We start from the raw sequence: 24273 nt of genomic DNA on the forward strand, positions 1-24273 counted from the left end.
CTCAACCCACCTTCCGTGTCGTGGAGAGCTTCTTGACGTAGAGGTTGACCAGGACGGCCAACAGGAGCATGACGCCCAGGAAGGCCTTGAACCAGTTGGGGTCCCAGCCGGCGTACACGATGCAGAGGCTGGTCATGCCGAAGATGAAGGCGCCGATGGCCACGCCGATCGCATTGCCGTAGCCGCCCGTCATCAACGTCCCGCCCACCACCGCGGCGATGATGTAGAGGAACTCGTTGCCCACGCCGTTGCCCGACTGCAGGGTGTTGAAGTTGTAGAGCGTGTGCATCCCGATGAACCAGGCCAGGAAGGCCACGGTCATGAACAGGCCGATCTTGACCTTGCGGACCGGGACGCCGACCGCGCGGGCGCTGTCCGCGTTGCCGCCGACCGCGTAGATCCAGTTGCCCACCTTGGTGCGCTGCAGGACGTAGGCCGAGAGGGCGATGAAGACGATCCACCAGACCACCACACCCCAGACCGTGATGCCGCCGATCCGGAAGCTCGAGGCAAAGACCGCGTGCAAAGAGGCGTAGCCTTCCATCTGGTTGATGTTGGCCGTCGAGACCGAGCCGGTGACGAGCTTGGTGATGCCGAGGTTGGCGCCCTGCAGCGTGAAGAAGGTGCCCAGGGTGATCAGGAAGCTCGGGATCCCGGTCCGGACCACGAGGTAGCCGTTGAGGAAGCCGATCGCCAGCGTGGCGACGAGCGAGACCAGGGCGCCGACCCACAGGTTCAGCCCGAGCTGGTAGCAGAGCATCGCGTTGATCAGCCCGGCCGACGTGGTCAGCACACCGGCTGAGAGGTCGAACTCACCACCGATCATCAACATGCCGACCGCGACCGCGACGATGCCGATCGTCGAGCTCTGGTACAGCACGGTGAAGAACGACCCGCCGGAGCGGAAGGCCGGGGCGACGATGAGGAAGAAGATGAAGATCAGGATCGCCGCCACCAGGGCGCCGACCTCCGGCCGGGCCAGCAGCCTGTTCGACAGGCCAAGGGTGACACGGTTCGAGCTCTCTGCCGGCGCACCTACCGCGGGCGGAGTCTTGACGGTTTGACTCATGGTGCTCTCCGATTCCGACGATGTACGGACGGGGCCAGGAACGCGTCCCCGGGCCCCCGTCCGACGGGCTAGCGGGTGTTGTTCTTGGCGAACGGCAGGATTTTGTCAATGTTGCTGCTGTCGATGAAGGACGGACCGGTCAGGGTTGCCTTACCGCCACCGATGTCGTTGCCGTTCTTTATCTGCAAGTACAGCGCGGTGACGGCCATGAAGCCCTGGACGTAGGGCTGCTGGTCGACCGAGAACGTGATCTTGCCGTCCTTGATGGCCTGGGCGGCGTCGACGTTCAGGTCGAAGGTGCAGAGCTTGGCCGAGCTGCTGGCCTGGTCCATCGCCTTGAGCGCGTCGAGCGCGATCGGGGCGCCGAGGGTGACGATGTAGTCGATCGACTTGTCCTCGCTCAGCTTGGCCTGCAGGGACGACACGACCGAGGAGTCGTCGGCCCCGTTCACCTGGATGTTCTCGGTGGTGCTCACGACCTTCTTGACACCAGCGCAGCGGGCCTCAAGTGCGACCGAGCCCGAGGCCTGGATGACGCACAGCGGGTGCTTGGCGCCGGCGGCCTGGATCCGTTGTCCGGCGGTCTGGCCGGCCAGGTCCTCATCGGAGCCGAAGTACATCGAGGCGCCGACCTCGCTGTACTGGCTGATTCCGGAGTTGAAGGCGACGACCGGGATGCCGGCGGCCTTGGCGTTCTGCACCGCTCCCTTGAGGGCGTCCGGTGTAGCCAGCGTGGTGGCGATGCCCTGCACCTTGGAGTCGACGGCGTTCTGGATCAGCGTCGACTGCTTGCCCGGGTCGGGGTCGTTGGAGTACTTGAGGGTGACGCCCTCGTTCTTGGCCGCCTGCTGAGCGCCGGCCTTGATCTTGTCCCAGAACGTGTCTCCGGGCGTCTCGTGGGTGACCATGGCGATCGTGTAGCCGGAGTTGTCGCCGGCTCCGGTGTCACTGCCGGCGCTGGCGTCGGTCTTCGGGGCGCCACCGCCACTACACGCAGAGAGCGCGAGCACGGCTGCCGCCGCGACCGCCGCCAGGCTGAGGGTCTTGCGCGATCGGTTCAGGATCATCGGTGATTCCTTTCGTGGGGTGCCAGGGGTCGTTCGAGCGCCTGGTGGAAGTGGGGAGCGGCAGACCGTCTGGTGCCCGACGTACGAGCGACCCCGGAAGAGCGGAGTGAGGTCCGCGGGCCCGGGATTCGACTGGTGTGCCCCTGGCACGGGGCCGCGGCGAGCGCCGCCGATGCGCTGGTCGTCAGCGCGCTCGGCCAAGGGTGCGAGCGTGACATCTGAGAGAAGACCTCCATGTCTTCGCCGGCATCCGCGCCGACGCGACCAAGACTGGCGGCCCGAACAGCCGGTGTCAAGACTTTGTTTTAACATTCTGACCAAGTGACTCAGTCGGCTTCTCGCAGTTCGCACGCCAGTCGGTCGGGCTCGGACCCCTGGCCCTCTGCTGCAGGGTCACTTCACAGACCCACCGACGTCGAGGCGCCCCTTCCCCGGGGTGCGAGGTCGCCCTACAGCAGGTGAAGTGACCCCCCGGGCTCGGCCCGGGTGAAGGTGCTGGCGGCCGATGCGTACGCGGCGGTCAGGGCCTCGAGCAGGGGGCGGCGGCGGTGATCGATGGAGAGGATCTCGACGCCCCAGGGTCCGTCGAAGCCGATCGTACGCAGGGCGTCGATGAAGCCGGGGACGTCCTGGGCGCCGTCCCCGAGGAGCGTACGGCGGTCGCGGGTGTCCTCGAACAGGCTGCCCACGCACTCGGCTGCGGCGTCGCTCAGCTCCACGCCGAAGACCATGCTGGCGTCGAGGCAGTCGACGAGCTGCCACAGCGTCGTGCCGGCGCGGAAGACGTGCCAGAAGTCGACCAACAGTCCGGCGGCCGGGTGGCCGGCGGCTCTGACCAGGTCGGCGCCCGCCGGGATCGAGCCGATGTAGCCGAACGGGAGCGGTTCCAGCGCGACCCGGGTGCCGGCGGCGGCGGCCTCGGCGGCGAGGCGGCGCAGCGGGGCCACGAACGGGGCGACGTCCAGCACCGGGCTGCCGAACGCGGTGCCGACCTTGATGAACGAGGCTCCGAGCTCGGCGGCCGCCTCGAGCAGCGGCTCCCAGGTGTCTCGCCAGCCGACGTCGTCCCGCCACCACCCGGAGGCGAGCTCGACCTCGACGTGCCGGAGCCCGGCGGACTCGATCTCGGTCCGGAGGACGGCGAACCCGATCGTGTCGCGGACGACCCGCAGGTCGTCCTGACCGAAGCCGAGGCCGGTCCAGCCCGTCGACGCCACGGCGTGCACCCGCTCGAGAGCCGAGAACGGGCTGACCTCGGGATCGTCGAGCGGCGCGACGTCGCCCGCGCTCGTCCAGCAGGTGGCGACGAGGGCCGGGGTCGAGGAGCCTGCGTTCATCGCGCCGGCCGCACCTCGTCGACGCGGACCGGCCGGCGCTCGTGCAGCGACCGGGTGCAGGCCTCGGCGATCCAGCTGGCCTCGAGCCCGTCGGCGAGCGTGCAGGGCGACGCCTGCTGCCCCGCGGCCACCGACAGGAAGGTGTCGACCTCGATCCGGAAGGCCTCGGCGAACCGGTCCATGAAGAAGACGTGGGCCGGCCCGGCCGGGAACTGGACCGCCGGGTCGGCGGAGCGCAACGGCAGGCCCTCGTCGAGCCCCGCGGCGATGGCGCCGGCCGACCCGTGCAGCTCGAGCCGGACGTCGTGGCCCTGCCCGTTGTAGCGGGTGTTGGAGATGACGCCCAGGGTGCCGTCGTCGAACGTCAGGATCGCCGACGCGGTGTCGACGTCGTCGGCCTCGCCGAAGAACGGCGCGCCGCGGTTGCTCCCGGTGGCGTACACCTCGACGACCTCGCGGCCGGTGACCCAGCGGACCGCGTCAAAGTCGTGGATCGCGCAGTCGCGGAAGATGCCGCCGGAGACGGCCACGTAGGCCGCCGGCGGCGGCGCGGGGTCGAGCGTGGTGGAGTGGACCGTGGCCAGCCAGCCGAGCTCGCCGCCGTCGAGGGCCGCCTTGGCCGCCGAGAAAGCCGGGTCGAAGCGGCGCGGGAACCCGATCTGGACAGGGACGCCGGACGTGTTGATGGCCTCGAGGTACTCCCCCACCGCATACGGGTCCTCGGCCACCGGCTTCTCGCAGAAGGTCGGGATGCCGGCGGCCACCGCGGCTCGCAGCAGGGGCAGGTGGGTGGGGGTCGAGGAGCCGATCAGCACGCCGTCCAGACCGCTCGCCAGCAGCGCGTCCGTGCTCGGGACCGCGGTGGCGCCGAGCTTGGCCGCGGTGGCCTCCGCCACCCCCGGGGCCATATCGGTGACCAGCAGCTGGTCGACGCGGTCGTTGTTGCTAAGGTTCGCGGCGTGCAGGGCGCCGATCCGGCCGAGGCCGATGAGTCCGATGCGCATGTTCGTGGAGCTCCGCTCAGATCTCGTCGGTGCGGTGCCGGGCGGCGTACGCGTCGAGGGCCTCGGCGACCCGGTCCGGTGACCAGTCCTCGGCGAGGGCTCGTTCGAGCAGCGCGCTCTGGGCCAACGGGGTCAGGCCGTCCACGTTGTGGTCGAGGTCGAGGTTGCTGGGGAACGGGTAGCCCTCGGCGGCGCAGCTGATGGCGTTCCGCAGGCTGGCCGGGTCGGCCCCGGACGCTCGGCGCGCCTGGAGCACGGGGTAGACCGCGCGCGACACCTTGGCGCGGTCCACCGTCTCCATCGCCCGGCCGAAGGCGGACGAGACCTGCAGCAGGTTGGCCATCCGCTGCACGTCGGCCGACACGTTGGTGCCCGCGCCGTGGAACAGGGCGGGGTTGAAGAACGCCGCGTCGCCCTTGGCCAGCGGCAGCTGGACGTAACGCTCGGCGAAGAACGCGCGGAACTCCGGCAGCCGCCACGCCAGGTAGCCCGGGGCGTACTGGTGGGAGTAGGGCAGGTACATCGTCGGCCCGCTCTCGACCGGCATGTCGGAGTGGGCGACCGCGCCCTGCAGGGTGAGCACGGGAGACAGCAGGTGGACGTGGGCCGGGTAGCGCGCGGCGACCTCGTTGGACAGGAAGCCGAGGTGGTAGTCGCGGTGCGGGTCCTGGGCCTGCCCGCCGGGCCGCACGACGTTGACCTGGGAGGTCACCTGGTAGCCCGGGCCGAGCCAGGCCCGGCTGACCAGGGCCAGGACGTCGTTGCCGTAGTAGTCGACGAAGGTGCCGGGGTCGCGCACCGCCAGCTTTTCTAGCGCGTTCCAGACCCGGTCGTTCGCGCCCGCCTTGGCGAAGTGGTCGTTGTGACCGCCGGTCGCCAACTCGCCGGCAATGATCTCCTCGAAAGCCGCCGTCGCCCGGTCGACCACGGCCGAGTCGGGGAACGCACCCCGGAAGGCCACCACTCCCGGCCCGTCGGTGAGAGCCCGGACGAGCTCGGCCTCGACCTCGAGCCGGCCGTCCTCGGTGGTGAGGGCCGGGCGCAGCGCCGGCGCGTCGTAGATCAACACGTTGCGCTGGACGTCGGCGGCGTGCGGGTAGTCCGCCAGGTCGGTGGCCTGGTCGACCAGGGCGGCGAAGTCCTCCACCCGGCAGTCGGACTCGGTGTAGCGGGCCGGCCGGGTGCTCGGACGGGGGGTGACGCTGGTCGACATGACGCTCCTCAGGGCGGGCTCCGGCTGGTCGGGCAGCCGGCGGCGGTGTGGCGGTGAGAGTCACGCTAGTCGAGTCTGACGTCCTAGAATCGTCTGAAAGCCATCAAAAAGCCGTCAGGGAGAGGTCGTTGCACCCGCACCGTGTCCGCGATATCGCCGACCAGGCCGGCCTCAGCCAGGCGACCGTCGACCGGGTCCTGAACGAACGGCCGGGCGTCCGCGAGAGCACGGCCGCCCAGGTGCGACGGGCGATTGCCGAGCTCGACCGCCAGCGCGACCAGGTGCAGCTCGGTGGACGGACGTTCCGGCTCGACCTGGTGATGCAGGCGCCGGTGCGGTTCACCTCGGCCGTCCGGAACGCTCTGGAGGCCGAGCTACCGGGGCTGCGGCCGGCCGTGCTCCGCTGCCGTTTCCACCTCCGGGAGGAGGGGTCACCGACGGAGCTGGCCCAGGTCCTCGACGCGATCGCACACCGGGGGTCGGCCGGGGTCCTGCTGAAGGCACCCGACGACCCCGCCGTCCTTGACGCGGTCGAGCGGTTGCACGAGCTGCACATCCCGGTGGTCACCGTCGTCACGGACCTGCCGCTGAGCCGGCGGATCGGCTACGTCGGCATCGACAACCGGGCGGCGGGTGCCACGGCCGCGTACCTGGTCAGCCGGATGTCGGACGAGGCGACCACCTCGGTCCTCGTGACCCTGAGCAGCAGCAGCTTTCGCGGTGAGGAGGAGCGCGAGATCGGGTTCCGCTCGACCATGCGGGCCCTGGCGCCCGCTCGGACCATCCGCGAGGTGTCGGAGACCGACGGTCTCGATGCGTCGATGCTCGCCGCCGTCACCCGCGCTCTCGCCGACGACCCGACCATCGGCGCGGTCTACTCGATCGGCGGTGGCAACACCGCCATCGTGGAGGCCTTCCGGCGGGCCGGCCGGATCCCGGCCCCCTTCATCGCGCACGACCTGGACGGCGACAACACCACCCTGCTCCGGCGGCAGCACCTGACGGCCGTGCTGCACCACGACCTGCGCGCCGACCTGCGCCAGGCCTGCCAGCTGATTCTGCAGGCTCACCGGGCCCTTCCGGGCCGGCCGCAGTCGACACCGTCCCAGATCCAGGTCATCACCCCGTTCAACCAGCCAGCGTCGCCCTGATCCCCTACTGCCGGCGGTGGGCCGTGCTCGAGCGGACGACCAGTCGGGGCGCCACGATGCTGGAGGCGGCGCGGGGCGAGCCGTCCAGGCGGGCGACGGCATGGTCGACGGCGTCGACAGCCAGCTGGCGGGTGTCCTGCCGGACGGTCGTCAGCTGCACCCACGGCAGCGTCGCCACCCGACTGTCGTCGAACCCAACGACGGAGAGGTCCGTCGGTGTCGCCGAGCCGAGGCGGTCGGCCGCCTGGACCACCCCCAGCGCGCAGCGGTCGTTGAACGCGAAGACGGCGGTCGGCCGGCCGTCGCCGAGGCGCGCGTCCAGCAGCGCCGCGCCGGCGCCGGCTCCCGCCTGCTCGGTCAGCCCGCCGCGCAGGACGCGTACCTGGTCAGCCAGCCCGGCCTGCTCCATCGCCTGCTGGTAGCCGCGCCGTCGGTCGGCTGTGCCGGGCGCACCGCCGCCGTCGACGTGCGCGATCGCCCGGTGGCCGAGCCCGATCAGGTGCCGGGTCGCCTGGCGGGCCCCGTCGACGTCGTCGGTCCGGACGACGTCGACCTGCCGGCTCCGCAGGTGGCGGGCGACCACCACGACGGGCACCCGCGCGCCCAGGGCGTCGATCCGGGCCGCGGTCGCTCGGGGGCCGAGCAGGATCAGGGCCTCGCACCGGTAGGACAGCAGGCTCTCGACCGCCCGGTCCTCGGCCCGCGTCCGGGCGACGGCGCTGAGCGCGAGCTCATGGCCGCGCGCCTCGGCGGCGGTGTAGAGCGCTTCGACGAGCTCGCCGTGGAAGGGGTGCTCGATCCCGAACTGGACGCCGAGCAGGCCGGTACGCCGCCGGCTCAGCAGCCGGGCCCGCTGGTCAGGGGCGTAGCCGAGATCCTGGGCGGCCTGCCGGACGCGCTCCCGGGTGGCGTCGCTCGCTCCGGGGAGGTCGCGGAAGACGATCGACACCAAGGCGCGTGAGACCTGGGCTCGAGCCGCGACGTCCTCCATCGTCGGCGGCCGTCGATGTCCGGGTGTGGCCATGGGCGCTCCTCGTGGTCCGGTCGCGAGTTGACGACTGTTCGCCGTCAGCCCAATACTAGAGCGATCTAGACTAGAGCGCTCTAGTTGCCAAATGGATAGCAGGTAGTCGTGACCATCGGACGTGACGCCATCGGTGTCGGCCTCATCGGAGCCGGTCGGATCGGCACCTCCCATGCCCAGATCCTGGCCCAGCGGGTGCCGGGTCTGCGGCTGGCGGTGGTAGCCGATCCGCGCGCGGACGTCGGCGGCGCGCTGGCGCAGCGCTACGGGGCGCGCTCGACCACCGACCCGTACGCGCTGGTTACCGACCCCGAGGTCGAGGCTGTGGTGATTGCCGCCTCCAGCAATGCCCACTCCGAGCTGATCGTCGCCGCCGCGGCGGCCGGCAAGCCGGTGTTCTGCGAGAAGCCGGCCTCACTCACCCTGCCCGACCTGGACGCGGCCCTGGCGGCCGTGGCCGACGCTGGGGTGACGCTGCAGGTGGGGTTCAACCGACGATTCGCGGCCGGCTTCCGCGCGGCGCACGACGCCGTGGCGGCTGGCGCGGTCGGGACACCGCAGCTGATGCGCTCGTTGACCCGGGACCCCGGGCTTGCCGACCCGGCCGGCGTGCCGCCGTGGACGATCTTTCTGCAGACCCTGATCCACGACTTCGACACCCTGCTGTGGCTGAACCCGGGCGCCGAGCCGGTCGAGGTCTACGCCACGGCCGACGCGCTGGTCGCGCCGGACTTCAAGGCCGCCGGACTGCTCGACACCGCCGTCGTGGTCATCACCTTCGACAACGGGGCCCGTGCCGTCGCCGAGGCCAGCTTCTCCGCCGCCTACGGCTACGACGTCCGCGCCGAGGTCTTCGGCTCGGCCGGCATGGTCACCGCCGGCGACGGCGCCCGGACCTCGATGGTGCTGCGGGACGCCGGCGGCTTGCACGGCGAGACCGCCCGAGGCGACGTCGAGCTCCTCGGCGAGTCCTACGTGGCCGAGTTCGTCGAGTTCGGCGCCGCCATCGCGGCGGGCCGGGAGCCGTACGTCAACGGCCGCGACGCCCGGCGGGCCCTCGCCCTGGCCCTGGCCTGCGCGGAATCCGTCCGCAGCAACGCCCCGGTGGCCCTCGGGAGCGCCCTGCCGGTCAACGGGCGAGCCTGATGTCGGCCTTCACCCTGGCCGCGTGTGCCGAGATGATCTTTCGTGACCTGCCGGTCGTCGAGCGGGTCCGACGGATCCACGACCTCGGCTTCGCGGTCGAGATCTGGGACTGGACCACGCACGACATCGCGGCCCTCGCCGCGACCGGCGCCACCTTCTCGTCGATGACCGGCTACGTCACCGGGAGCCTGACCGACGACGCGGGCGCCGACGAGCTGCTCGCCACCGCCGAGCGGTCGATCCCCGTCGCCGCCCAGCTCGGCATCCCGCGGCTCAACCTGCACGGCACCGGCCTCGACGGCCGGGGCCTGCCGGTGGTGCCCGTCGAGGTCGTCACCGGCGCGATGTGGCTGAAGGCGGGCCACACCCTGGGCCGGATCGCGGCGCTCGGTGAGCGGCACGGAGTCGTCTTCTGCCTGGAGAACCTCAACACCGCCGTCGACCACCCCGGCACACCCTTCGCCCGGGCCGCCGACACGCTCGCCCTCGTCGCCGCGGTCGACCATCCGAACCTGCGACTGATGCTCGACGTCTACCACGCCCAGATCGGCGAGGGGAACCTCGTCGAGCTGATCACGACGTGCGCGCCGTACATCGGCGAGGTGCAGGTCGCCGACGTGCCAGGCCGCTGCGAGCCCGGCACCGGGGAGATCAACTACCCGCGGGTCGCGCAGGCGCTCCGCGACGTCGGCTACACCGGGACGGTCGGTCTGGAGGCCTGGGCCAGCGGCGACAGCGAGGTCGCCCTGGAACGCTTCCGCCGCGCCTTCAGCCTCGACTGACCGAGCGTCCGCCACGACTCTTGGCCTCGGTCACGGGGATGGTGGTGATGACTTCTTGCGGTGACTTCAGAGTCGGTGGACGGTCATCAGCGGTTCCAGACCCACGAAGTCGTCCCCGTTACGGGTGTACAGGTCGAGACCTGATGCGTGCGCAGTGGCGGCGATCAGCAGGTCGGCAAAGCGGCCGCGAGGCTTACGACCCTCCCGCACGACCGCGGCCACCATCAGGCCGTAGCTGCGGACAACAGCGGCGTCGACGGAGATGGGTTCGAGATGGGCTTCCACCTCTTGCAACCGCGCCTGGCGTCGCGCCGCCTCTTCCTGACTGCGGGCCAGGTGCGGGCCTGCGGCGAGCTCAGCCGCGGTGACAGCCGAGATCGCCATCTCGTCCGGCAGGGCCGCGACGACGTCCGGGTCATGCCAGTCCACCACGACCGAGGTGTCGAGCAGACCTGACGTCACCTCAGCTCCTGGTCGATCACGTCGTCCAGATCTGCTCGGAAGCGCTCGTGGTCGATCCGAACCTGCGCGCGGGCCAGTTCAGCCACGTCCTCACGCGCGATGAACCGGCGCCGCCCCGCTCGTACGGGCCGAAGCTCCACCACTGGCTCCCCGTTGCGGGTGACGATGAAGCTCTCCCCGGCGACCACCGCCTCGACCACCCGGGCGTTGTCGTTCCGCAGTTCCCGCTGGGCGATGATCCGGCTCATGAAGGCGAGTGTAGCAAGAGGTGCTACGGATCAGGTCAGTCGTTCTGGGGGAACCCGAGGTTGAGGCCGCCGTGGCTCGGGTCGAGCCAGCGAGAGGTGATCACCTTGCCGCGGGTGAAGAAGCTGACCCCCTCGATGCCGTGGGCGTGGCTGTCGCCGAAGAGCGAGTTCTTCCAACCCCCGAAGGAGTAGTAGGCCATCGGCACCGGGACGGGGACGTTGATGCCGATCATGCCGACCTGCACCTCGTTCTGGAACTGCCGGGCAGCGCCGCCGTCGTTGGTGAAGATCGCCGTGCCGTTGCCGTACGGGTTGTCGTTGATCAGCTGCACGCCCTCGGCGTAGCTGTTGACCCGGACGACCGAGAGCACCGGGCCGAAGATCTCGTCGGTGTAGATGCTCATGTCGGTGGTCACGTGGTCGAAGAGCGTCGGGCCGACGAAAAAGCCCTCACCGTCGCTGTCGGGCTCCACCTTCCGGCCGTCCACCACCAAGGTGGCGCCAGCCGCCTCGCCGGCCTCGACGTAGCCCGACACCCGGTCGCGCGCGACGGCGGTGACCAGCGGGCCCATGTCACAGCCGCGACGGCCGTCCCCGGTCCGCAGGCCGACCGTACGCTCCTTGATCTTGTCCACCAGCTCGTCGGCGATCGGACCGACGGCGAGCACGGCCGAGATCGCCATGCACCGCTCCCCCGCCGAGCCGTAGCCGGCGTTGACCGCCTGGTCAGCCGCCAGGTCGAGGTCAGCGTCCGGCAGCACCAGCATGTGGTTCTTGGCCCCGCCGAGGGCCTGCACCCGCTTGCCGTGGCTGGTGCCGGTCTCGTAGACGTAGCGGGCGATCGGGGTGGAGCCGACGAAGGAGATCGAGGCGACGTCGGGGTGGGTCAGCAGGCCGTCGACGGCCACCTTGTCGCCGTTCAGGACGTTGAACACACCGTCTGGCAGCCCGGCTTCCTTCCACAGCTCGGCCATCCACAGCGCCGCGGTCGGCACCTTCTCGCTCGGCTTGACCACGACGGTGTTGCCGGCCGCGATGGCGATCGGGAAGAACCACATCGGCACCATGGCCGGGAAGTTGAACGGGGAGATGATGCCGACCACACCGAGCGGCTGGCGGACCGAGTGCACGTCGACCTTGGTGGAGGCGTTCTCGGTGAACGCGCCCTTGACCAAGTGCGGCAGACCGCAGGCGAACTCGACGACCTCCTGGCCCCGGCTCACCTCGCCGAGCGCGTCGGACAGCACCTTGCCGTGCTCGGCGGTGATGATCGCGGCCAGCTCGTCCTTGCGCGCGTTGAGCAGCTCACGGAACGCGAACAGCACCTGCGTCCGACGAGCCAGCGAGGTGTCCCGCCAGCCCGGGAACGCCGCCTTGGCGCCGGCGACGACCTCCTTGACGTCGGCCTCCGACGCCAGCGCCAGCTGGGCGCTGACCTCGCCGGTCGCCGGGTTGGTCACGTCGGAGAAACGGCCGCCGCTCCCCTCGAAGGTCGCGCCGTTGAGCCAGTGGTGCAGCGTGCTTGCCATGTCGTTGTCCTCGTCCTCGTCGGTGGTCAGTTGCTGGTCAGGTGCTGGTCAGGTGCTGGAGGGGGTGAGCAGGGTGGTGCCGCCGAAGTGCCGGTCGACCAGGTCCGTCGCCGTGTCCCGCTGGCGCTCGGAGATGCCGCGCGCGTCCTCCTCGAAACCGAAGACGCAGCTGGAGACCACCCCGTCGAAGCCTACCGAGGCCAGGGCCGCGAAGACCGCGTCGAAGTCGACCTCGCCGCGGCCCGTCTCCATGTGCTGGTGCACCCGGACGGGGTTGCCGGGCGGGTTGGTGATGTAGCGCAGCCCGTGGCTGGCGGTGTGGTCGAACGCGTCGGCTAGGTGGACGTACCGCACCTTCTCCGCCGCCGCGGTGATGATCGTCGCCGCGTCGTGGCCCTGGTGGAAGGCGTGGGGGGTGCAGTAGAGGAAGCCGATCCAGTCCCGGTTGAGCCCGCGGACCAGCTGCAGCGCCTCGAGTCCGTCCTCGACGAAGTCGTCGGGATGCGGTTCCAGGATGAGGGAGATCCCCTCGCGCTCGAAGATCGGCAGCAGCTCGTCCAGCGACTTCAGGAACTGCGCCTCGGCGTGCTCAGCCGCCTCGGGCCGGCCGTTGAACTCGGTGTTGATGGTGTCCACGCCGAGGTCGACCGCGATCTGGATGGTCCGCTTCCAGGCGCGGACGGCGGCCACCCGCTCGTCCTCGCCGGGACCCGCCCAGCGCAGCACCGGGAGCAGCGAGGCGATCCCGACCCCGGCGTCGGCCGCGACCTTCTTGAGCTTGCGGACGCCCGCGTCGTCGACCCGGGGGTGCTTGAAGAAGGGGACGAAGTCGCCTTTCGGCGACAGCTCCATCCAGGAGTAGCCGAGACTCGCGACCACATCCGGGAGCTCCCAGACGCTGTGGGTGGCAAAGAACATCTGCGGGTCGAGCGCCAGCCTCACAGCGGTGCCCCCAGGTCGACGGCCACCTTCTGGCCGGTCAGCACGGCCTCGACGCCGGCCTCGCAGACGGCGACCGCCGCGTAGCCGTCCCAGGCGCCGGGTCCGTCGATGGTTCCGGTGCGGGCGGCGTCGACCCAGCGCTGCAGCTCGATGTCGTAGGCGATCCCGAACCGCTCGACGAAGCCGGGGGTGATCGAGCCGCCCCAACGGCCGTCGGTGGTCTTGACCACGAGGTTCTGGTCGAGCCCGATGGTGGCGCTGCCGCGCTCGCCGACGACCTCGGTCCGCACCTCGTAGGCCACACCCGTCCGGACGTAGATCTCGTCGGTCACGATCCGGCCCGACGCGGTCTCGAAGACCACGATCATCGGGTCGGACGTGCCCGCGGGAGCAGCGCTGGTAGCGACGCCCCTGATCACCTGCACGCTGACGATCTCCTCGTCCAGCAAGAACCGGGCCACGTCGACCTCGTGCACGACCGAGTCCCTGATCATGAACTCGGAGTTGAAGTGCGGCGGGACGTCGGGGTTGCGGTGGGTGCAGTGCACCAGCAGCGGGTTGCCGAGCCCACCGTCGGTGATCAGCTTCTTCAGCGCGACGTACTCGGGGTCGAAGCGGCGCATGAAGCCGACCTGGATCAGCGGGGTGCCCAGCGCAGCCTCGCGGTCGACGATCGCGCGGGCCGAGGCGACGGCGGTGGTCAACGGCTTCTCACACAGCACCGGGACGCCGCGGTCGAGGCAGGCGTTGACCTGCTCGTCGTGCGCCTGGCCCGGGCTGGCGATGAGCACGGCGTCCACGTCGTCGGCGTTGATCGCGGCGATCGGGTCGGTCTCGACCCGGCCGCCGACCCGGCCGGCCACCTCGGCGGCCTTGTCTGCGAAGAAGTCGCTGACCACGCTGACCCGGGAACCCCGGATCCGGCTGCTCAGCGCGTCCGCGTGGAACGCGCCCATCATGCCGACGCCCAGCACGGCGATCCTCAGGTCACTCATGAACGGTCTCCCAGGTCGATGTCGGCCCCGCTGCAGGAGCTCAGGTACGTCCGGGTGCGCTTCGCGATCGGCAGCGGCACCTCGGGAGTCGTCGGGTAGAGGTCGTGCTCGATGATGCCGCTGATGTCGCGGCCGAGACCGCTCAGCGCCTCGAGCAGCGGGGGCATGTCCGGGACACCGAGGGGCGGTTCGATCATCGAACCCATCCGCACGGCCTCCGGGAAGGACAGGTCCGCATCCAGCACCCGGGCGACGATCTCGGGGTTGACCTGCTTCAGGTGCACGTAGCCGATCCGCTCCGGGTACTTCGAGATCAGCTCCAGGCAGTCGCCGCCGTAGTAGGCGACGTGGCCGGTGTCGAGGCAGAGGTTGACGTACGCGGGGTTGGTGGCCTCCAGGAACCGCTCGATCTCCGGCTGGTAGCCGACGTGGGTGTCGGCGTGGGAATGAAACTGAACGGCCAGGCCGTACTCCTCCAGGATCCGGCGCCCGAGCTCGTCGTGCTGGGTGGTGAGCAGCTGCCACTGCTCGTCGCTGAGGTCCGGGCTCTCCTTCGGCGCACCGGTCTTGTGGTCGCGCCAGGGCTCGGGGATGACCACGATGTGCTCGCCCCCGACCGCCTGGGTCAGAGCAGCCACGTCGGTGACCTGCTTCCAGGTGTAGTCCCAGGCACCGGGCTGGTGCAGGTGGGAGAAGACCGTGCCGGCCAGCACCGTCAGCCCGTGCTCGTCGAGGGCCTCCTGCAGCTCGGCCGCAGAGCTGGGCAGATAGCCGTACGGGCCGAGCTCGATCGCCTCGTAACCGGCTTCGACCACCTCACGCAGGAAGGTGCTGGCCGGGACCTGCTCGGGATCGCTCGGGAACCAGACTCCCCACGAGTCCGGGGCCGTGCCGATCGTGATCTTGGATGCCACTGGTGCTCCTGCTTCGTTGCTGGGTTGACGATTCGAGAAGTTGATCTTGATCAGCGGCTGGGTTGGAGGAACAGCCGCTGGGTCGCCTTGTGCTCGTCGTAGACCTGGCGCGCCTGCTGGGTGGACGCCAAGGTGGAGGTGGCGCTGACGGGGACGTCCCACCAGGACTCCGAGCTCGGGGCGTCGACCAGCGGATCGGTCTCGACGTAGATCACGACTGCGTGCTCGGCCGCCTTGGCCACCTTGACGGCGTCGGCGAACTCAGCCGCGGTGGCGACCTTGGTCACGTCGAGGCCGAAGCTGGCGGCGTTGGCGGCCAGGTCGACCGGCAGCAGGTCGCCGTCCAGCCGGCCGGTGGCTGGGTTGCGGTAGCGGTACTTCGTGCCGAACCGCTGCGAGCCCAGCGACTCCGACAGCGCGCCGATCGAGGCGTAGCCGTGGTTCTGGACCAGGACCATGATGATCTTGATGTCCTCCTGGACCGCGGTCGCCAGCTCGGTGGCCATCATCAGGTAGGAGCCGTCGCCGACCATCACGAAGACGTCCCGGTCGGGGCAAGCCATCCGGACACCGATCCCGCCGGCGACCTCGTAGCCCATGCAGGAGTAGCCGTACTCCACGTGATAGCCCTTGGGGTCGCGGGTCCGCCACAGCTTGTGCAGGTCGCCGGGCATCGAGCCGGCGGCGCAGACCACCACGTCGCGCGGGTCGGACAGCTCGTTGACCAGGCCGATCACGGCGTTCTGGCTGAGCCCGCCGGCCTGGGTCGGCCCCCCAGCGCGAACCTCGGTCTCGGCGTACGCGGCGGTGACGGTCGCGTCCCAGGTCGCGTCCAGCTCGGTGTACCGGGCGACGTACGCGTCGTCGACGCGGTAGCCCTCGAGCAGCTCCGTCAGGGCCTCCAGCGACTCCCGGGCGTCAGCCTGGACGCCCAGTCCGGCCTGCTTGATCGTGTCCATCCCGGCGACGTTGATGTTCACGAAACGGACGTCCGGGCTCTGGAACGCTGTCCGGCTGGCGGTCGTGAAATCGCCGTAGCGGGTGCCGATCCCGATCACCACGTCGGCCTCGGCGGCAACCGCGTTCGACGCCGTCGTCCCCGTGGAGCCGATCGCGCCCAGGCACTGCGGGTGGTCGTAGACCAGGGATCCCTTGCCTGCTTGGCTTTGACCGACGGGAATGCCCGTCGCCTCGCAGAACGCGGCCAGCGCGTCCACCGCGCCGGAGTAGTGCACGCCGCCGCCGGCGACCACGAGCGGCCGCTTCGCGGAGCGAATGATGTCCGCCGCGGCTTCGACAGCCCACCGTTCGGGCAGCGGCCGGGCCACGTGCCAGACCCGGCGGTCGAACAGGTCGAGCGGCCAGTCGTACGCCTCGGCTTGGACGTCCTGGGGCAGGCAGATCGTCACCGCACCGGTCTCGGCCGGGTCGGTGAGCACCCGCATCGCGCTCAGCAGGGCGGCGGGCAGCTGCTCGGGCCGCCAGATCCGGTCGAAGTAGCGCGAGACCGGGCGGAAGCAGTCGTTGACCGTGATGTCGCCGGTGCCGGGGAGCTCCAGCTCCTGCAGCAGCGGCGAGGCGCTCCGGTCAGCGAACGTGTCGGCCGGCACCAGCAGCACCGGCAGCCGGTTGATGGTGGCCAGCGCCGCGCCGGTCAGCATGTTGGTGGCACCCGGGCCGACGCTGGTGGACACGACGTAGGTCTGCAGCCGGTTCTTCATCCGGGCGTAAGCGACCGCGCTGTGCACCATCGCCTGCTCGTTGCGGCCCAGGATGTAGGGCAGCAGCCCCGTCGCTGTGTCGTCTCCGGGGGGGACGACCCCCCCGCGCCCCCCCGCCGAAGTGCTGGCAAGCTCGGCCTGCAGCAGCGCCTGGCCGAAACCCGCCACGTTGCCGTGGCCGAAGATGCCGAAGCAACCGGCGAACAGCTTCTGCTCGACACCGTCGGACTCGGAGTACTGGACGCCGAGGAACCTCACCATCGCCTGGGCGACGGTCAAGCGGACTGTCTCGGTCATAGCCTCAGCCTCTCTGCTGGGTCAGGCGGGGGTCGACGTCCTGGTCGGCCCAGGTGTCGCGGACCCAGGTCTGGTCCGGGTGGTCGGAGATGCGCCAGGTGCGTTCGGCGCCGGCAGGTCCAGGGTGCGGGGGACCGGCCATCACGTTCAGGTAGTACATGTCGTGGCCCGGGGCGGCAGCGGCGGGGCCGTGCCAGCCGTACGGGACGAGCACGGCGTCGCGGTCGTGCACCTCTTCGAGGATGTCGATCTCGTGGCCGGGTGAGGACGAGGTGCGCATGAAGCCGAGACCCGGTTCGCCGTGCGGCCCGGCGGTGATCTCGAAGTAGTAGATCTCCTCCAGCTCGGACTCGGTCTCGGTCGCCTCGTCGTGCTTGTGGGCCGGGTAGGACGACCAGTTGCCGCCGGGAGTGATCACCTCGCAGGCGATGACGGCACCGGCCGACAGGGCCTCGGGAGTACCGAAGTTGCGCACCTGCCGGCTCGACCGACCCGCGCCGCGCAGCTCGACCGGCACCGTCGCCACCGAGCCGTAGCGGGCCGGCAGCACCCGGTCGGTCCGGGCGCCGCAGAGCGCGAACCGGCCGCCGGCCGTGGAGTGCAGGCTGGCGACCGACTCGACGGGCAGGTACGCGAAGTCGGTCGGGCCGGCGAAGACGTCGCGGCGCCCGTCGAGCTCCAGGTGGACGCCGTCGACCTCCACGGCGAGCGAGCCCGCGAGCGGCACGACGAGGACCTCGTCGCCATCGGTGTGCAACGTGTGTGTCCCCGCAGGCTCGAGGGTCAGCACGCGCAGGCTGGAGTAGCCCCACGACGCCGACTCCGGCGTCACCTCGAGGTCGTACTCCCCCGCCGCGGCCGTTCCCGCCGGAAGGTAGTAGGCACTCATCGGGCCCCTGCTCATCGAACCAGCGAGACGGCGGTGTCGACCGCTTTGGCCACGTCGTCGTCGGCCGGGTAGAGCATCGTCCGGCCGAGCACGAGCCCACGGACCGACGGCAGCGCGAGCGCGGCCCGCCAGGAGGCGTACGTGTCGTCGGCCGCGCCGTCGGGGTCGCCGCCGAGCAGCAGGGTGGGCAGGGTGGTCGACTCCATCACGCGCTCCATCTCCGCCACCACGGGCAGCTTCATCCAGGTGTACGCGCTGGAGGCGCCGAGGCCCTGGGCGATGTGCACCGACTTGATCACCGCGTCCGGGCTGAGGTCGTTGACCACCCGTCCGCCCACCCGCCGCGACATGAACGGCTCGACCATCGCGATCAGCTCGGCTCGGTTCAAGTCGGTGACGGCCTGGCCGCACTGCTCCAGCGTGGCCACTGTGCCGGGGTCGTCGAGGTCGATCCGGGTCAGCATCTTGGCACCCTCGAACCGGGCGTCGATCGTGCCCTGGACGTCGTAGCCGGTCCGCCGGTCGTCCATCTCGAAGGTCGCCCCCTGCAGCCCGCCCCGGTTCATCGAGGAGAAGACCAGGAGACCCTCCAACGCCCCCAGCAGCAGCAGGTCTTCGGCGATGTCGGCCGTGGCGAGCAGACCGTCGACGCCGGGCCGCGCGAGGGCGGTGGCGAGGCGCTCGAGCAGGTCCCGCCGGTTGTTCATCGCGGTCGGCCGGCCGGCCGCCGCCAACGCGCCCCGGGCCGGGTGGTCGCAGGCGACGATCATCAGCCTGCCGTCCGGGCCGAGCAGCTCGCGGCGGCGACGCGACAGCAACAGCTGACGGATCCGCTGTGGCTCACGCACCCGGACCTCGTTGATCTCGGCGACCGAACCCACGAAGGCGGGGGGCGCACCGACGACGTCGAGCGGGGTCAGGGTCGGGTTCATCGGCCGCCTCCCAAGGCGTGGCCGAGGGCCTCGGGATGGACGGCCAGTCGGTCGGACAGGCCCTCGTTGGGGTCGCCGCCGGCCAGCAGGGTCTCGATCTCGGCCTCGGTCGGCATGGCGGTGGAGCACTCGAGCCGCGAGGCCACGATCGCGCCGGCGGCGTTCGCGTGCTGCAGGATCTTGGCCAGTGGCCAGCCGGCCAGCAGACCGTGGCAGAGCGAGCCGCCGAAGGAGTCACCGGCGCCCAGGCCGTTGAACGGGGTGATCGGGATGGGCGGGCTCTCGAGACGTTCACCCGACCGGGTCTTGGCCAGCACACCCTTGGGCCCCTGCTTCACCACGGCGAGCTCGACCCCGGCCGCCAGCAGGGCGTCCGCGGCACGCTCGGGCTCGGTCTCGCCGATGGCGACCTCGCACTCCTCGCGGTTGCCCACGGCGACGGTGACCTGGGGCAGCACCTTCTGGATCTGCTCGGTCGCGTGCGCCGGGGTCTCCCAGAACATCGGCCGGTAGTCGAGGTCGAGCACGGTGTGCGGCTGGCGGGCGCGTGCCTCGAGCACCGCGAAGTGCGACTCGCGGCTCGGCTCCTCGCTGAGCCCGGTGACCGACAGCCACATCAGCGCGGTGCCGCGGACGGCGTCGAAGTCGATGTCGGCGGGCCGCACCTGCAGGTCGGGCGCCGTGGGCTTGCGGTAGAAGTACAGCGGGAAGTCGTCCGGCGGAAAGATCTCGCAGAAGGTCACCGGCGTCGCGTAGGTCTGGTTGGTGACCACGTGCCGGTCGTCCACGCGCAGGTCGCGCAGCGCGCGGCGGACGTAGCGTCCGAACGGGTCGTCGCCGACCCCGGTGATGATGGCGGTCCGGTGGCCGAAGCGCGCAGCGGCCACCGCGACGTTGGCCGTCGTTCCTCCCAGGTACTTCCCGAACGACGTCACGTCCTCGAGCCCGACCCCGACCTGCAGGGGATAGATGTCCACCCCGGCGCGGCCGAAGGTGAGCACCTCCCACGGCGGACCAGAGGGACCGCCCGAGACGGCGGAGTCGCTGTTCATAACTCTCCTTTGGCCGAACCTGGCTGCGCCGCCGGCCGACTCTGCAGAAACCGTAGGCGTTGGGCTCGACAGGTGTCAAGATTTTGTACAGACAAACCGTCAAGCGCCGGCTGGGACGAGTCGGTGCTCACAGGTCGCCGGTGAGGAACTGCGCGCGGCCCAGACCGAAGGACCAGTCCGCCCGCTCATTGGCGGTCACCGAGACGATCAGGTCGGTCGGTCGCACCCCACAGTCGGCCTCGAGCCGGCGGGCCAGCTGTGCGTACGCCGCCTCCTTCTGCTCGCGCGTCCGGCCCTGCTGGAAGATCTGCACCACCAGCACCCCGTCGCTGCGCTCGAGCCCCAGCCCCGTGTCCTCGGCGATGATGTGTCCGACCGGGTGCTCGGTGATGATCTGGTAGCGGTCGCGCGGCGGAGCGGCGAAGACGTCCAGCATCACCTCCTGGACCACGTCGGCGAGGCGGCGGAGCTCGGCCGGCGTACGGCCGGTCTGGACGTCGATACGGACGAGAGGCATGCGGGGCTCCTGACGGGCGGTTGCCTCATCCTGCACTTTGTCAGGACATAAGAGTCAAACTACGGCCGGTCGTCCAAGCCGACCAGGAAGCCGGCTCCCCAGCACAGGTGGGTGACCACCAGCACCACGGGCAACCAGGCCCGGGCGGCCGCAGGCATTCGTTCGGCGGTCAGCGACCCGCCGGTGACCACGGCCAGATAACCGAGCGGGGCGACGCAGCCTGCCTTCAGCAGCCGGCGACCGGTGACCGCACCCACGACCGACGCCAGGCTGCCGACGGCGATGGCCGCGACCGCGACGGGCGGGGCGAGATAGCGCACGTTCGCGGTCTCGGGGTGTCGCCGGACCACCTCCCGGCGCCACTTGCCCGTGTCGTACATCTGCTTGGCCAGGGCCCCCAGCGAGGAGCGGGGCCGGTAGGTCACCCGCAGCTCCGGGGAGAACCAGACGCGCTGGCCGCTGCCGCGCAGCCGGTAGTTGAGCTCCCAGTCCTGAGCCCGGTGCATCGACTCGTCGAAGCCGCCGACAGCCTGCAGCGCCTCGCGCCGGAACACCCCGAGGAAGACCGTCTCGGCCTCACCGGCCGGGGAGGACGCGAGGTGGAACCGCGACCCGCCGAGCCCGACCCGGCTCGTGTAGACCGACGCGACCGCCTGCTCGAACGGGGTGGTCCCCTGCGCGTCCATCACGCCGCCGACGTTGGCCGCGCCGGTCTCCTCGAGCAGCTCGACGGCCCGGGCGATGTAGCCGTCGGTGAGCTCGCCGTGGCCGTCGACGCGGACGATGATGTCGTGCCGCGCCGCCGCGATCCCGGCGTTGAGGGCGTGCGGGGTCCGACCGGCCGGGTTGTCGACCACCCGGATCCGCGGGTCACCGGCCGCGAGCGCCGCGGCGATCTCGTGGGTCCGGTCCCGGCTCGGCCCGACGGCAAGGACCACCTCGAGCTCACCGGGATAGTCCTGGCCGAGCACGCGGTCGACGGCCGCCCGGAGGTGCCGTTCCTCGTTGAGGACGGGGATCACCACGCTGACCCCGGGCCAGGCAGCCGCGGGAGGCGTCGGAGCGCTCGGGCCGGCTGTGGTCACCGGACCATCCTGGCAGTCGCGGTCCCGCTCAGGCCGAGCACACGGCCGTCAGGTCGTCGGTGTCGGCCTTGTCGTCGGACGAGGTCGACGCCTTCTTCTTCTTCTTGACCGACGGGCTGGCGCTGGGTGTCGGGGTCGTCGAGGGGGCGGGGGCGTCCTTGGCCTCCGAGGCGGCGATCTTGGCCTTGACCGCCGACCGGATGACCGCGAAGTCCGGCTCACCGGGCTGGATCAGCGGCGGCACGACGGCGAGGCTGGAGGTCGGGAGGAGCTTGGCCTGCATCGCGAGCTCCATCATGGTGTTGATCTCCGACGTGGGCACGTTGGTGGCCACGACCTCCTTGCCGGCCTCGGCGATCTTGTTGAACTTGGTCAGCACCGTGGTCGGGTCGAGCTGGTCGAGCATCGCGTTCATCACGCACTTCTGCCGGACCATCCGGTCGTAGTCGCTGGAGTCCGACCGCGACCGGGCAAACCACAGGGCCTCGCGGCCGTCGAGGTGGCGGTTCTTGCCCGCCTCGACGTAGCCGTAGATCTTGACGTGGCCGCCGCCGATCGGCACCCGCCGGTAGACGTCCATGGTGATCCCGCCGACCGCGTCGACCAGGTCCTCGAAGCCCTTGAGGTCGATCAGCGCCCAGTAGTTGATCTCCAGGCCGGTCACGCCCTCGATCGCCTCGAGCGTCGCCTGGGCCCCGGGGTTCTTGACGCCGGGATAGAGCTCCTGGTGCTCGCTCGCGTAGGTGTAGATCGCGTTCAGCATGCAGGAGTGGTCGGGGCAGGAGTAGCCGCGCGGGAACTTGGCGTGCAGCGGCGAGGAGGCCGGGAACGTCCTCGAGGTTGCGCGGCAGGCTGATCAGCACGGTGCGTCCGGTCTCGGCGTCGACGCTGGCCACCGTCATGCTGTCCGGCCGCAGGCCGACCCGGGTCTTGCCGGCGTCGCCACCGAGCAGCAGCACGTTGTAGCGGCCGGACTTCACGTGGTGGTCGCCACCGCCGGCGAACACCGTCGTCATCAGGTCCCGCTGGGAGGAGACCACCGAGGCCGAGGCGAGCAGGCCGCCGACGACCGCGAAGACCAGGCCGACGTTGAGCGCCGCAAACCCGAGCCGGTGTCGTCGGGCGAGCTCCGGCGGGCGGGAGATCCGCCAGGCGTCGATGAGCAGCAGTCCCCAGCCCAGGCCGAGCGCGATCAGGGCGACCTGCACCACCCGCAGGGTGGGGCCGAAGGTGACCAGGCCGATCACCCCGCTGCGCCAGACCAGCGCGAGCAGCGCGACGAGCGCCAGCAGCACCCAGAGCCCCACCCAGATCCGCAGCGCGATCCGGCCGACCCGACGGTTGCCGGCGGCGATCTGGGCCGAGCCCGGCAGCACCAGCGTCATCCCCAGGAACGTGAGCCCCCGGCGCAGCTTGACCCGCTCGCTGCGCTGTTGAGAGGTGCCGGTCCCGCCCGGGAGGTGGCGCGGGTCCTCCGCGGTACTACTGGTCACGCGGGGGCCTCTCGGTCTGCGACGGGGTACGACCGACCGGGGCCCGCCCCGGCAGATCTCCGCAAGTATGTCCGCGCGAGGGCCGACCGCCGGCCGTGCCACGCCGGGACCGACCCGCTTTCGTGGTCCACGTGTCGATGGTCGGTGACAGTGCGGACGAGTAGCCTCCTGCCATGCCGCCCAGCCGCGATGACGACCTCGACTGGCTGTACGGTCGCGCCCCGGAGCGGCCGGAGCCCGAGCCGACTCGGGTGCTGCCGGCCCCGCCGCCCGGCTTCGCGGGACCCCGTCCGGCGCCCGCCCCAGCGCCAGCCCCAGCGCCGGCCCCGACCTATCGTCCTGCGCCGCCGCCGGAGCAGACCCCCGGACCGCCGCCAGGATCTGTCCCGCCCGTAGCTCCGTCAGGGCGGCCGGCCCGACGCCGACGGCCCGTCCGGACCGTGCTGCGGGTGCTCGCCGTGCTGCTGGTGCTGATCATCGGCTGGCTGGTCGGCGTGCCCGCGTACGCCTGGCAGCAGGTCAGCCGGGTCGACGACGCCCCCTCCGGGAGCCGGCCGGCCCAGCAGCCGGGCAGCACCTTTCTGCTGGTCGGGTCGGACTCACGCGCAGGGCTGACCAAGGCCGAACGCAAGAAGCTCGGTACCGGTTCGACCGCAGGTCAGCGGACCGACACGATCATGTTGGTCTCGGTGCCGCCCGGCGGCAAGCCGGCGCTGATCTCCCTCCCCCGCGACTCCTACGTGCCGGTGCCGGGGCACGGCCAGGACAAGATCAACGCCGCGTTCGCGTTCGGCGGGCCCAAGCTGCTCGAGCAGACGGTCGAGCAGAGCACCGGGCTGCGGATCGACGGCTACCTCGAGGTGGGGTTCGGCGGCTTCGTGAACGTGATCGACGCCCTCGACGGCATCCGGATGTGCCTGCCCAAGGCGATCAAGGACTCCGACAGCCACCTCGACCTGCCCAAGGGCTGCCAGACCCTCGGCGGGACCGAGGCGCTCGGCTACGTCCGGATGCGCAAGGCCGACCCCCGCGGCGACCTCGGCCGGGTCGAACGGCAGCGCGCGATGCTGGCAGCCGTGGCCACCAAGGCCGCCTCGCCGGCCACCGTGGTCAACCCGGTGCGCTACTGGCGGCTCAACACCGCCACCGCCAAGGCCGTCACCCTCGGCGAGGACACCTCGCTGGCCCAGGTCGCCTCCCTCGGCCTGGCCATGCGCACGATCGCGAACGGCGACGGGCTCACCCTGACCGTGCCGGTCTCGAACCCCGACGCCTCGACCCCGGTCGGGTCGGCCGTCCTCTGGGACGACGCGAAGGCCAAGGCGATGTTCGCCGACGTCGCCCGCGGCGACACCTCCGACCTGAAGAAGTACGCCCAGTGACCGGCCGCCGAGTAACCGTTCG

At 70.9% G+C, this 24273-nt stretch carries 24 protein-coding genes; 5 read left to right on the top strand and 19 right to left on the bottom strand.

What is annotated here, in order from left to right:
• Position 1: 1 nt before the first annotated feature.
• The 5 genes from ACFE76_RS15620 to ACFE76_RS15640 all read right to left on the bottom strand — a co-directional run bounded on the left by ACFE76_RS15620 (position 2) and on the right by ACFE76_RS15640 (position 5690).
• A complete protein-coding gene (locus ACFE76_RS15620; RefSeq protein WP_375432693.1) occupies positions 2-1069 on the bottom strand; it encodes an ABC transporter permease in 1068 nt (355 codons plus the stop codon).
• A 68-nt stretch (positions 1070-1137) separates the two neighbouring features.
• Positions 1138-2136 (bottom strand): substrate-binding domain-containing protein, encoded by a 999-nt coding sequence (locus ACFE76_RS15625; RefSeq protein WP_375432694.1) that lies wholly within the window; start codon positions 2134-2136, stop codon positions 1138-1140.
• 449 nt (positions 2137-2585) lie between these two features.
• Positions 2586-3473 carry a sugar phosphate isomerase/epimerase family protein gene (locus ACFE76_RS15630; RefSeq protein ID WP_375432695.1) on the bottom strand — a complete coding sequence of 296 codons (888 nt, stop codon included), beginning with the start codon at positions 3471-3473 and terminating at the stop codon, positions 2586-2588.
• Positions 3470-4477 (bottom strand): Gfo/Idh/MocA family oxidoreductase, encoded by a 1008-nt coding sequence (locus ACFE76_RS15635; protein ID WP_375432696.1) that lies wholly within the window; start codon positions 4475-4477, stop codon positions 3470-3472. Before ACFE76_RS15635 ends, ACFE76_RS15630 begins: the two co-directional genes overlap by 4 nt.
• Positions 4478-4493: 16 nt before the next feature.
• Positions 4494-5690, bottom strand: coding sequence for a phytanoyl-CoA dioxygenase family protein (locus tag ACFE76_RS15640; protein ID WP_375432697.1), 1197 nt, complete (start codon positions 5688-5690; stop codon positions 4494-4496).
• A gap of 128 nt (positions 5691-5818) precedes the next feature.
• Here ACFE76_RS15640 and ACFE76_RS15645 point away from each other — a divergent pair, with 128 nt between their 5' ends.
• Positions 5819-6841 (top strand): LacI family DNA-binding transcriptional regulator, encoded by a 1023-nt coding sequence (locus ACFE76_RS15645; protein ID WP_375432698.1) that lies wholly within the window; start codon positions 5819-5821, stop codon positions 6839-6841.
• 4 nt (positions 6842-6845) lie between these two features.
• On the opposite strand, the gene ACFE76_RS15650 is transcribed toward ACFE76_RS15645, so the two are convergent.
• Positions 6846-7865 (bottom strand): LacI family DNA-binding transcriptional regulator, encoded by a 1020-nt coding sequence (locus ACFE76_RS15650; RefSeq protein ID WP_375432699.1) that lies wholly within the window; start codon positions 7863-7865, stop codon positions 6846-6848.
• A gap of 108 nt (positions 7866-7973) precedes the next feature.
• Between ACFE76_RS15650 and ACFE76_RS15655 the strand changes: the two genes are divergently transcribed.
• Both ACFE76_RS15655 and ACFE76_RS15660 read left to right on the top strand, forming a co-directional pair.
• Positions 7974-9011 (top strand): Gfo/Idh/MocA family oxidoreductase, encoded by a 1038-nt coding sequence (locus ACFE76_RS15655; RefSeq protein ID WP_375432700.1) that lies wholly within the window; start codon positions 7974-7976, stop codon positions 9009-9011.
• Positions 9011-9793: a TIM barrel protein gene (locus ACFE76_RS15660; protein WP_375432701.1), complete on the top strand. Its 783-nt coding sequence runs from the start codon at positions 9011-9013 to the stop codon at positions 9791-9793. Before ACFE76_RS15655 ends, ACFE76_RS15660 begins: the two co-directional genes overlap by 1 nt.
• Before the next feature lie 66 nt (positions 9794-9859).
• Here ACFE76_RS15660 and ACFE76_RS15665 read toward each other — a convergent pair whose 3' ends face one another.
• From ACFE76_RS15665 to ACFE76_RS15725, 13 genes are all read right to left on the bottom strand, one after another.
• On the bottom strand, positions 9860-10255 hold the full coding sequence (locus tag ACFE76_RS15665; RefSeq protein ID WP_375432702.1) for a type II toxin-antitoxin system VapC family toxin: 396 nt from the start codon (positions 10253-10255) through the stop codon (positions 9860-9862).
• Positions 10252-10503, bottom strand: coding sequence for a type II toxin-antitoxin system Phd/YefM family antitoxin (locus ACFE76_RS15670; protein ID WP_375432703.1), 252 nt, complete (start codon positions 10501-10503; stop codon positions 10252-10254). The genes ACFE76_RS15665 and ACFE76_RS15670 overlap by 4 nt, the downstream gene beginning before the upstream one ends.
• A gap of 35 nt (positions 10504-10538) precedes the next feature.
• Positions 10539-12032 (bottom strand): CoA-acylating methylmalonate-semialdehyde dehydrogenase, encoded by a 1494-nt coding sequence (locus ACFE76_RS15675; RefSeq protein WP_375432704.1) that lies wholly within the window; start codon positions 12030-12032, stop codon positions 10539-10541.
• A gap of 48 nt (positions 12033-12080) precedes the next feature.
• Positions 12081-12974: a sugar phosphate isomerase/epimerase family protein gene (locus tag ACFE76_RS15680; RefSeq protein ID WP_375432705.1), complete on the bottom strand. Its 894-nt coding sequence runs from the start codon at positions 12972-12974 to the stop codon at positions 12081-12083.
• Positions 12971-13969: a Gfo/Idh/MocA family protein gene (locus ACFE76_RS15685; RefSeq protein ID WP_375432706.1), complete on the bottom strand. Its 999-nt coding sequence runs from the start codon at positions 13967-13969 to the stop codon at positions 12971-12973. Before ACFE76_RS15685 ends, ACFE76_RS15680 begins: the two co-directional genes overlap by 4 nt.
• Positions 13966-14883: a TIM barrel protein gene (locus ACFE76_RS15690; protein ID WP_375432707.1), complete on the bottom strand. Its 918-nt coding sequence runs from the start codon at positions 14881-14883 to the stop codon at positions 13966-13968. The genes ACFE76_RS15685 and ACFE76_RS15690 overlap by 4 nt, the downstream gene beginning before the upstream one ends.
• A gap of 50 nt (positions 14884-14933) precedes the next feature.
• Positions 14934-16901, bottom strand: a complete 1968-nt coding sequence (gene iolD, locus ACFE76_RS15695; protein ID WP_375432708.1) for a 3D-(3,5/4)-trihydroxycyclohexane-1,2-dione acylhydrolase (decyclizing) — start codon at positions 16899-16901, stop codon at positions 14934-14936.
• 4 nt (positions 16902-16905) lie between these two features.
• Complete coding sequence (gene iolB, locus ACFE76_RS15700; RefSeq protein ID WP_375432709.1) at positions 16906-17790, bottom strand: 5-deoxy-glucuronate isomerase; 885 nt, start codon at positions 17788-17790, stop codon at positions 16906-16908.
• An 11-nt stretch (positions 17791-17801) separates the two neighbouring features.
• A complete protein-coding gene (locus ACFE76_RS15705) occupies positions 17802-18722 on the bottom strand; it encodes a deoxyribose-phosphate aldolase (RefSeq protein ID WP_375432710.1) in 921 nt (306 codons plus the stop codon).
• Complete coding sequence (gene iolC, locus ACFE76_RS15710) at positions 18719-19774, bottom strand: 5-dehydro-2-deoxygluconokinase (protein WP_375432711.1); 1056 nt, start codon at positions 19772-19774, stop codon at positions 18719-18721. Before iolC ends, ACFE76_RS15705 begins: the two co-directional genes overlap by 4 nt.
• A gap of 127 nt (positions 19775-19901) precedes the next feature.
• Positions 19902-20291, bottom strand: a complete 390-nt coding sequence (locus ACFE76_RS15715; RefSeq protein WP_375432712.1) for a tautomerase family protein — start codon at positions 20289-20291, stop codon at positions 19902-19904.
• Between the two features lie 59 nt (positions 20292-20350).
• Entirely contained in the window at positions 20351-21376 is a 1026-nt protein-coding gene (locus tag ACFE76_RS15720) for a glycosyltransferase family 2 protein (RefSeq protein ID WP_375432713.1), read from the bottom strand.
• A 28-nt stretch (positions 21377-21404) separates the two neighbouring features.
• Positions 21405-22139, bottom strand: coding sequence for an LCP family protein (locus tag ACFE76_RS15725; RefSeq protein ID WP_375432714.1), 735 nt, complete (start codon positions 22137-22139; stop codon positions 21405-21407).
• Between the two features lie 467 nt (positions 22140-22606).
• Here ACFE76_RS15725 and ACFE76_RS15730 point away from each other — a divergent pair, with 467 nt between their 5' ends.
• Together ACFE76_RS15730 and ACFE76_RS15735 are read left to right on the top strand one after the other, a co-directional pair.
• Positions 22607-22813 (top strand): hypothetical protein, encoded by a 207-nt coding sequence (locus ACFE76_RS15730; protein WP_375432715.1) that lies wholly within the window; start codon positions 22607-22609, stop codon positions 22811-22813.
• 229 nt (positions 22814-23042) lie between these two features.
• A complete protein-coding gene (locus ACFE76_RS15735; protein ID WP_375432716.1) occupies positions 23043-24251 on the top strand; it encodes an LCP family protein in 1209 nt (402 codons plus the stop codon).
• Positions 24252-24273 lie beyond the last annotated feature (22 nt).

The organism is uncultured Friedmanniella sp. (assembly GCF_964244005.1).
Classification (GTDB): Bacteria; Actinomycetota; Actinomycetes; order Propionibacteriales; family Propionibacteriaceae; genus Microlunatus.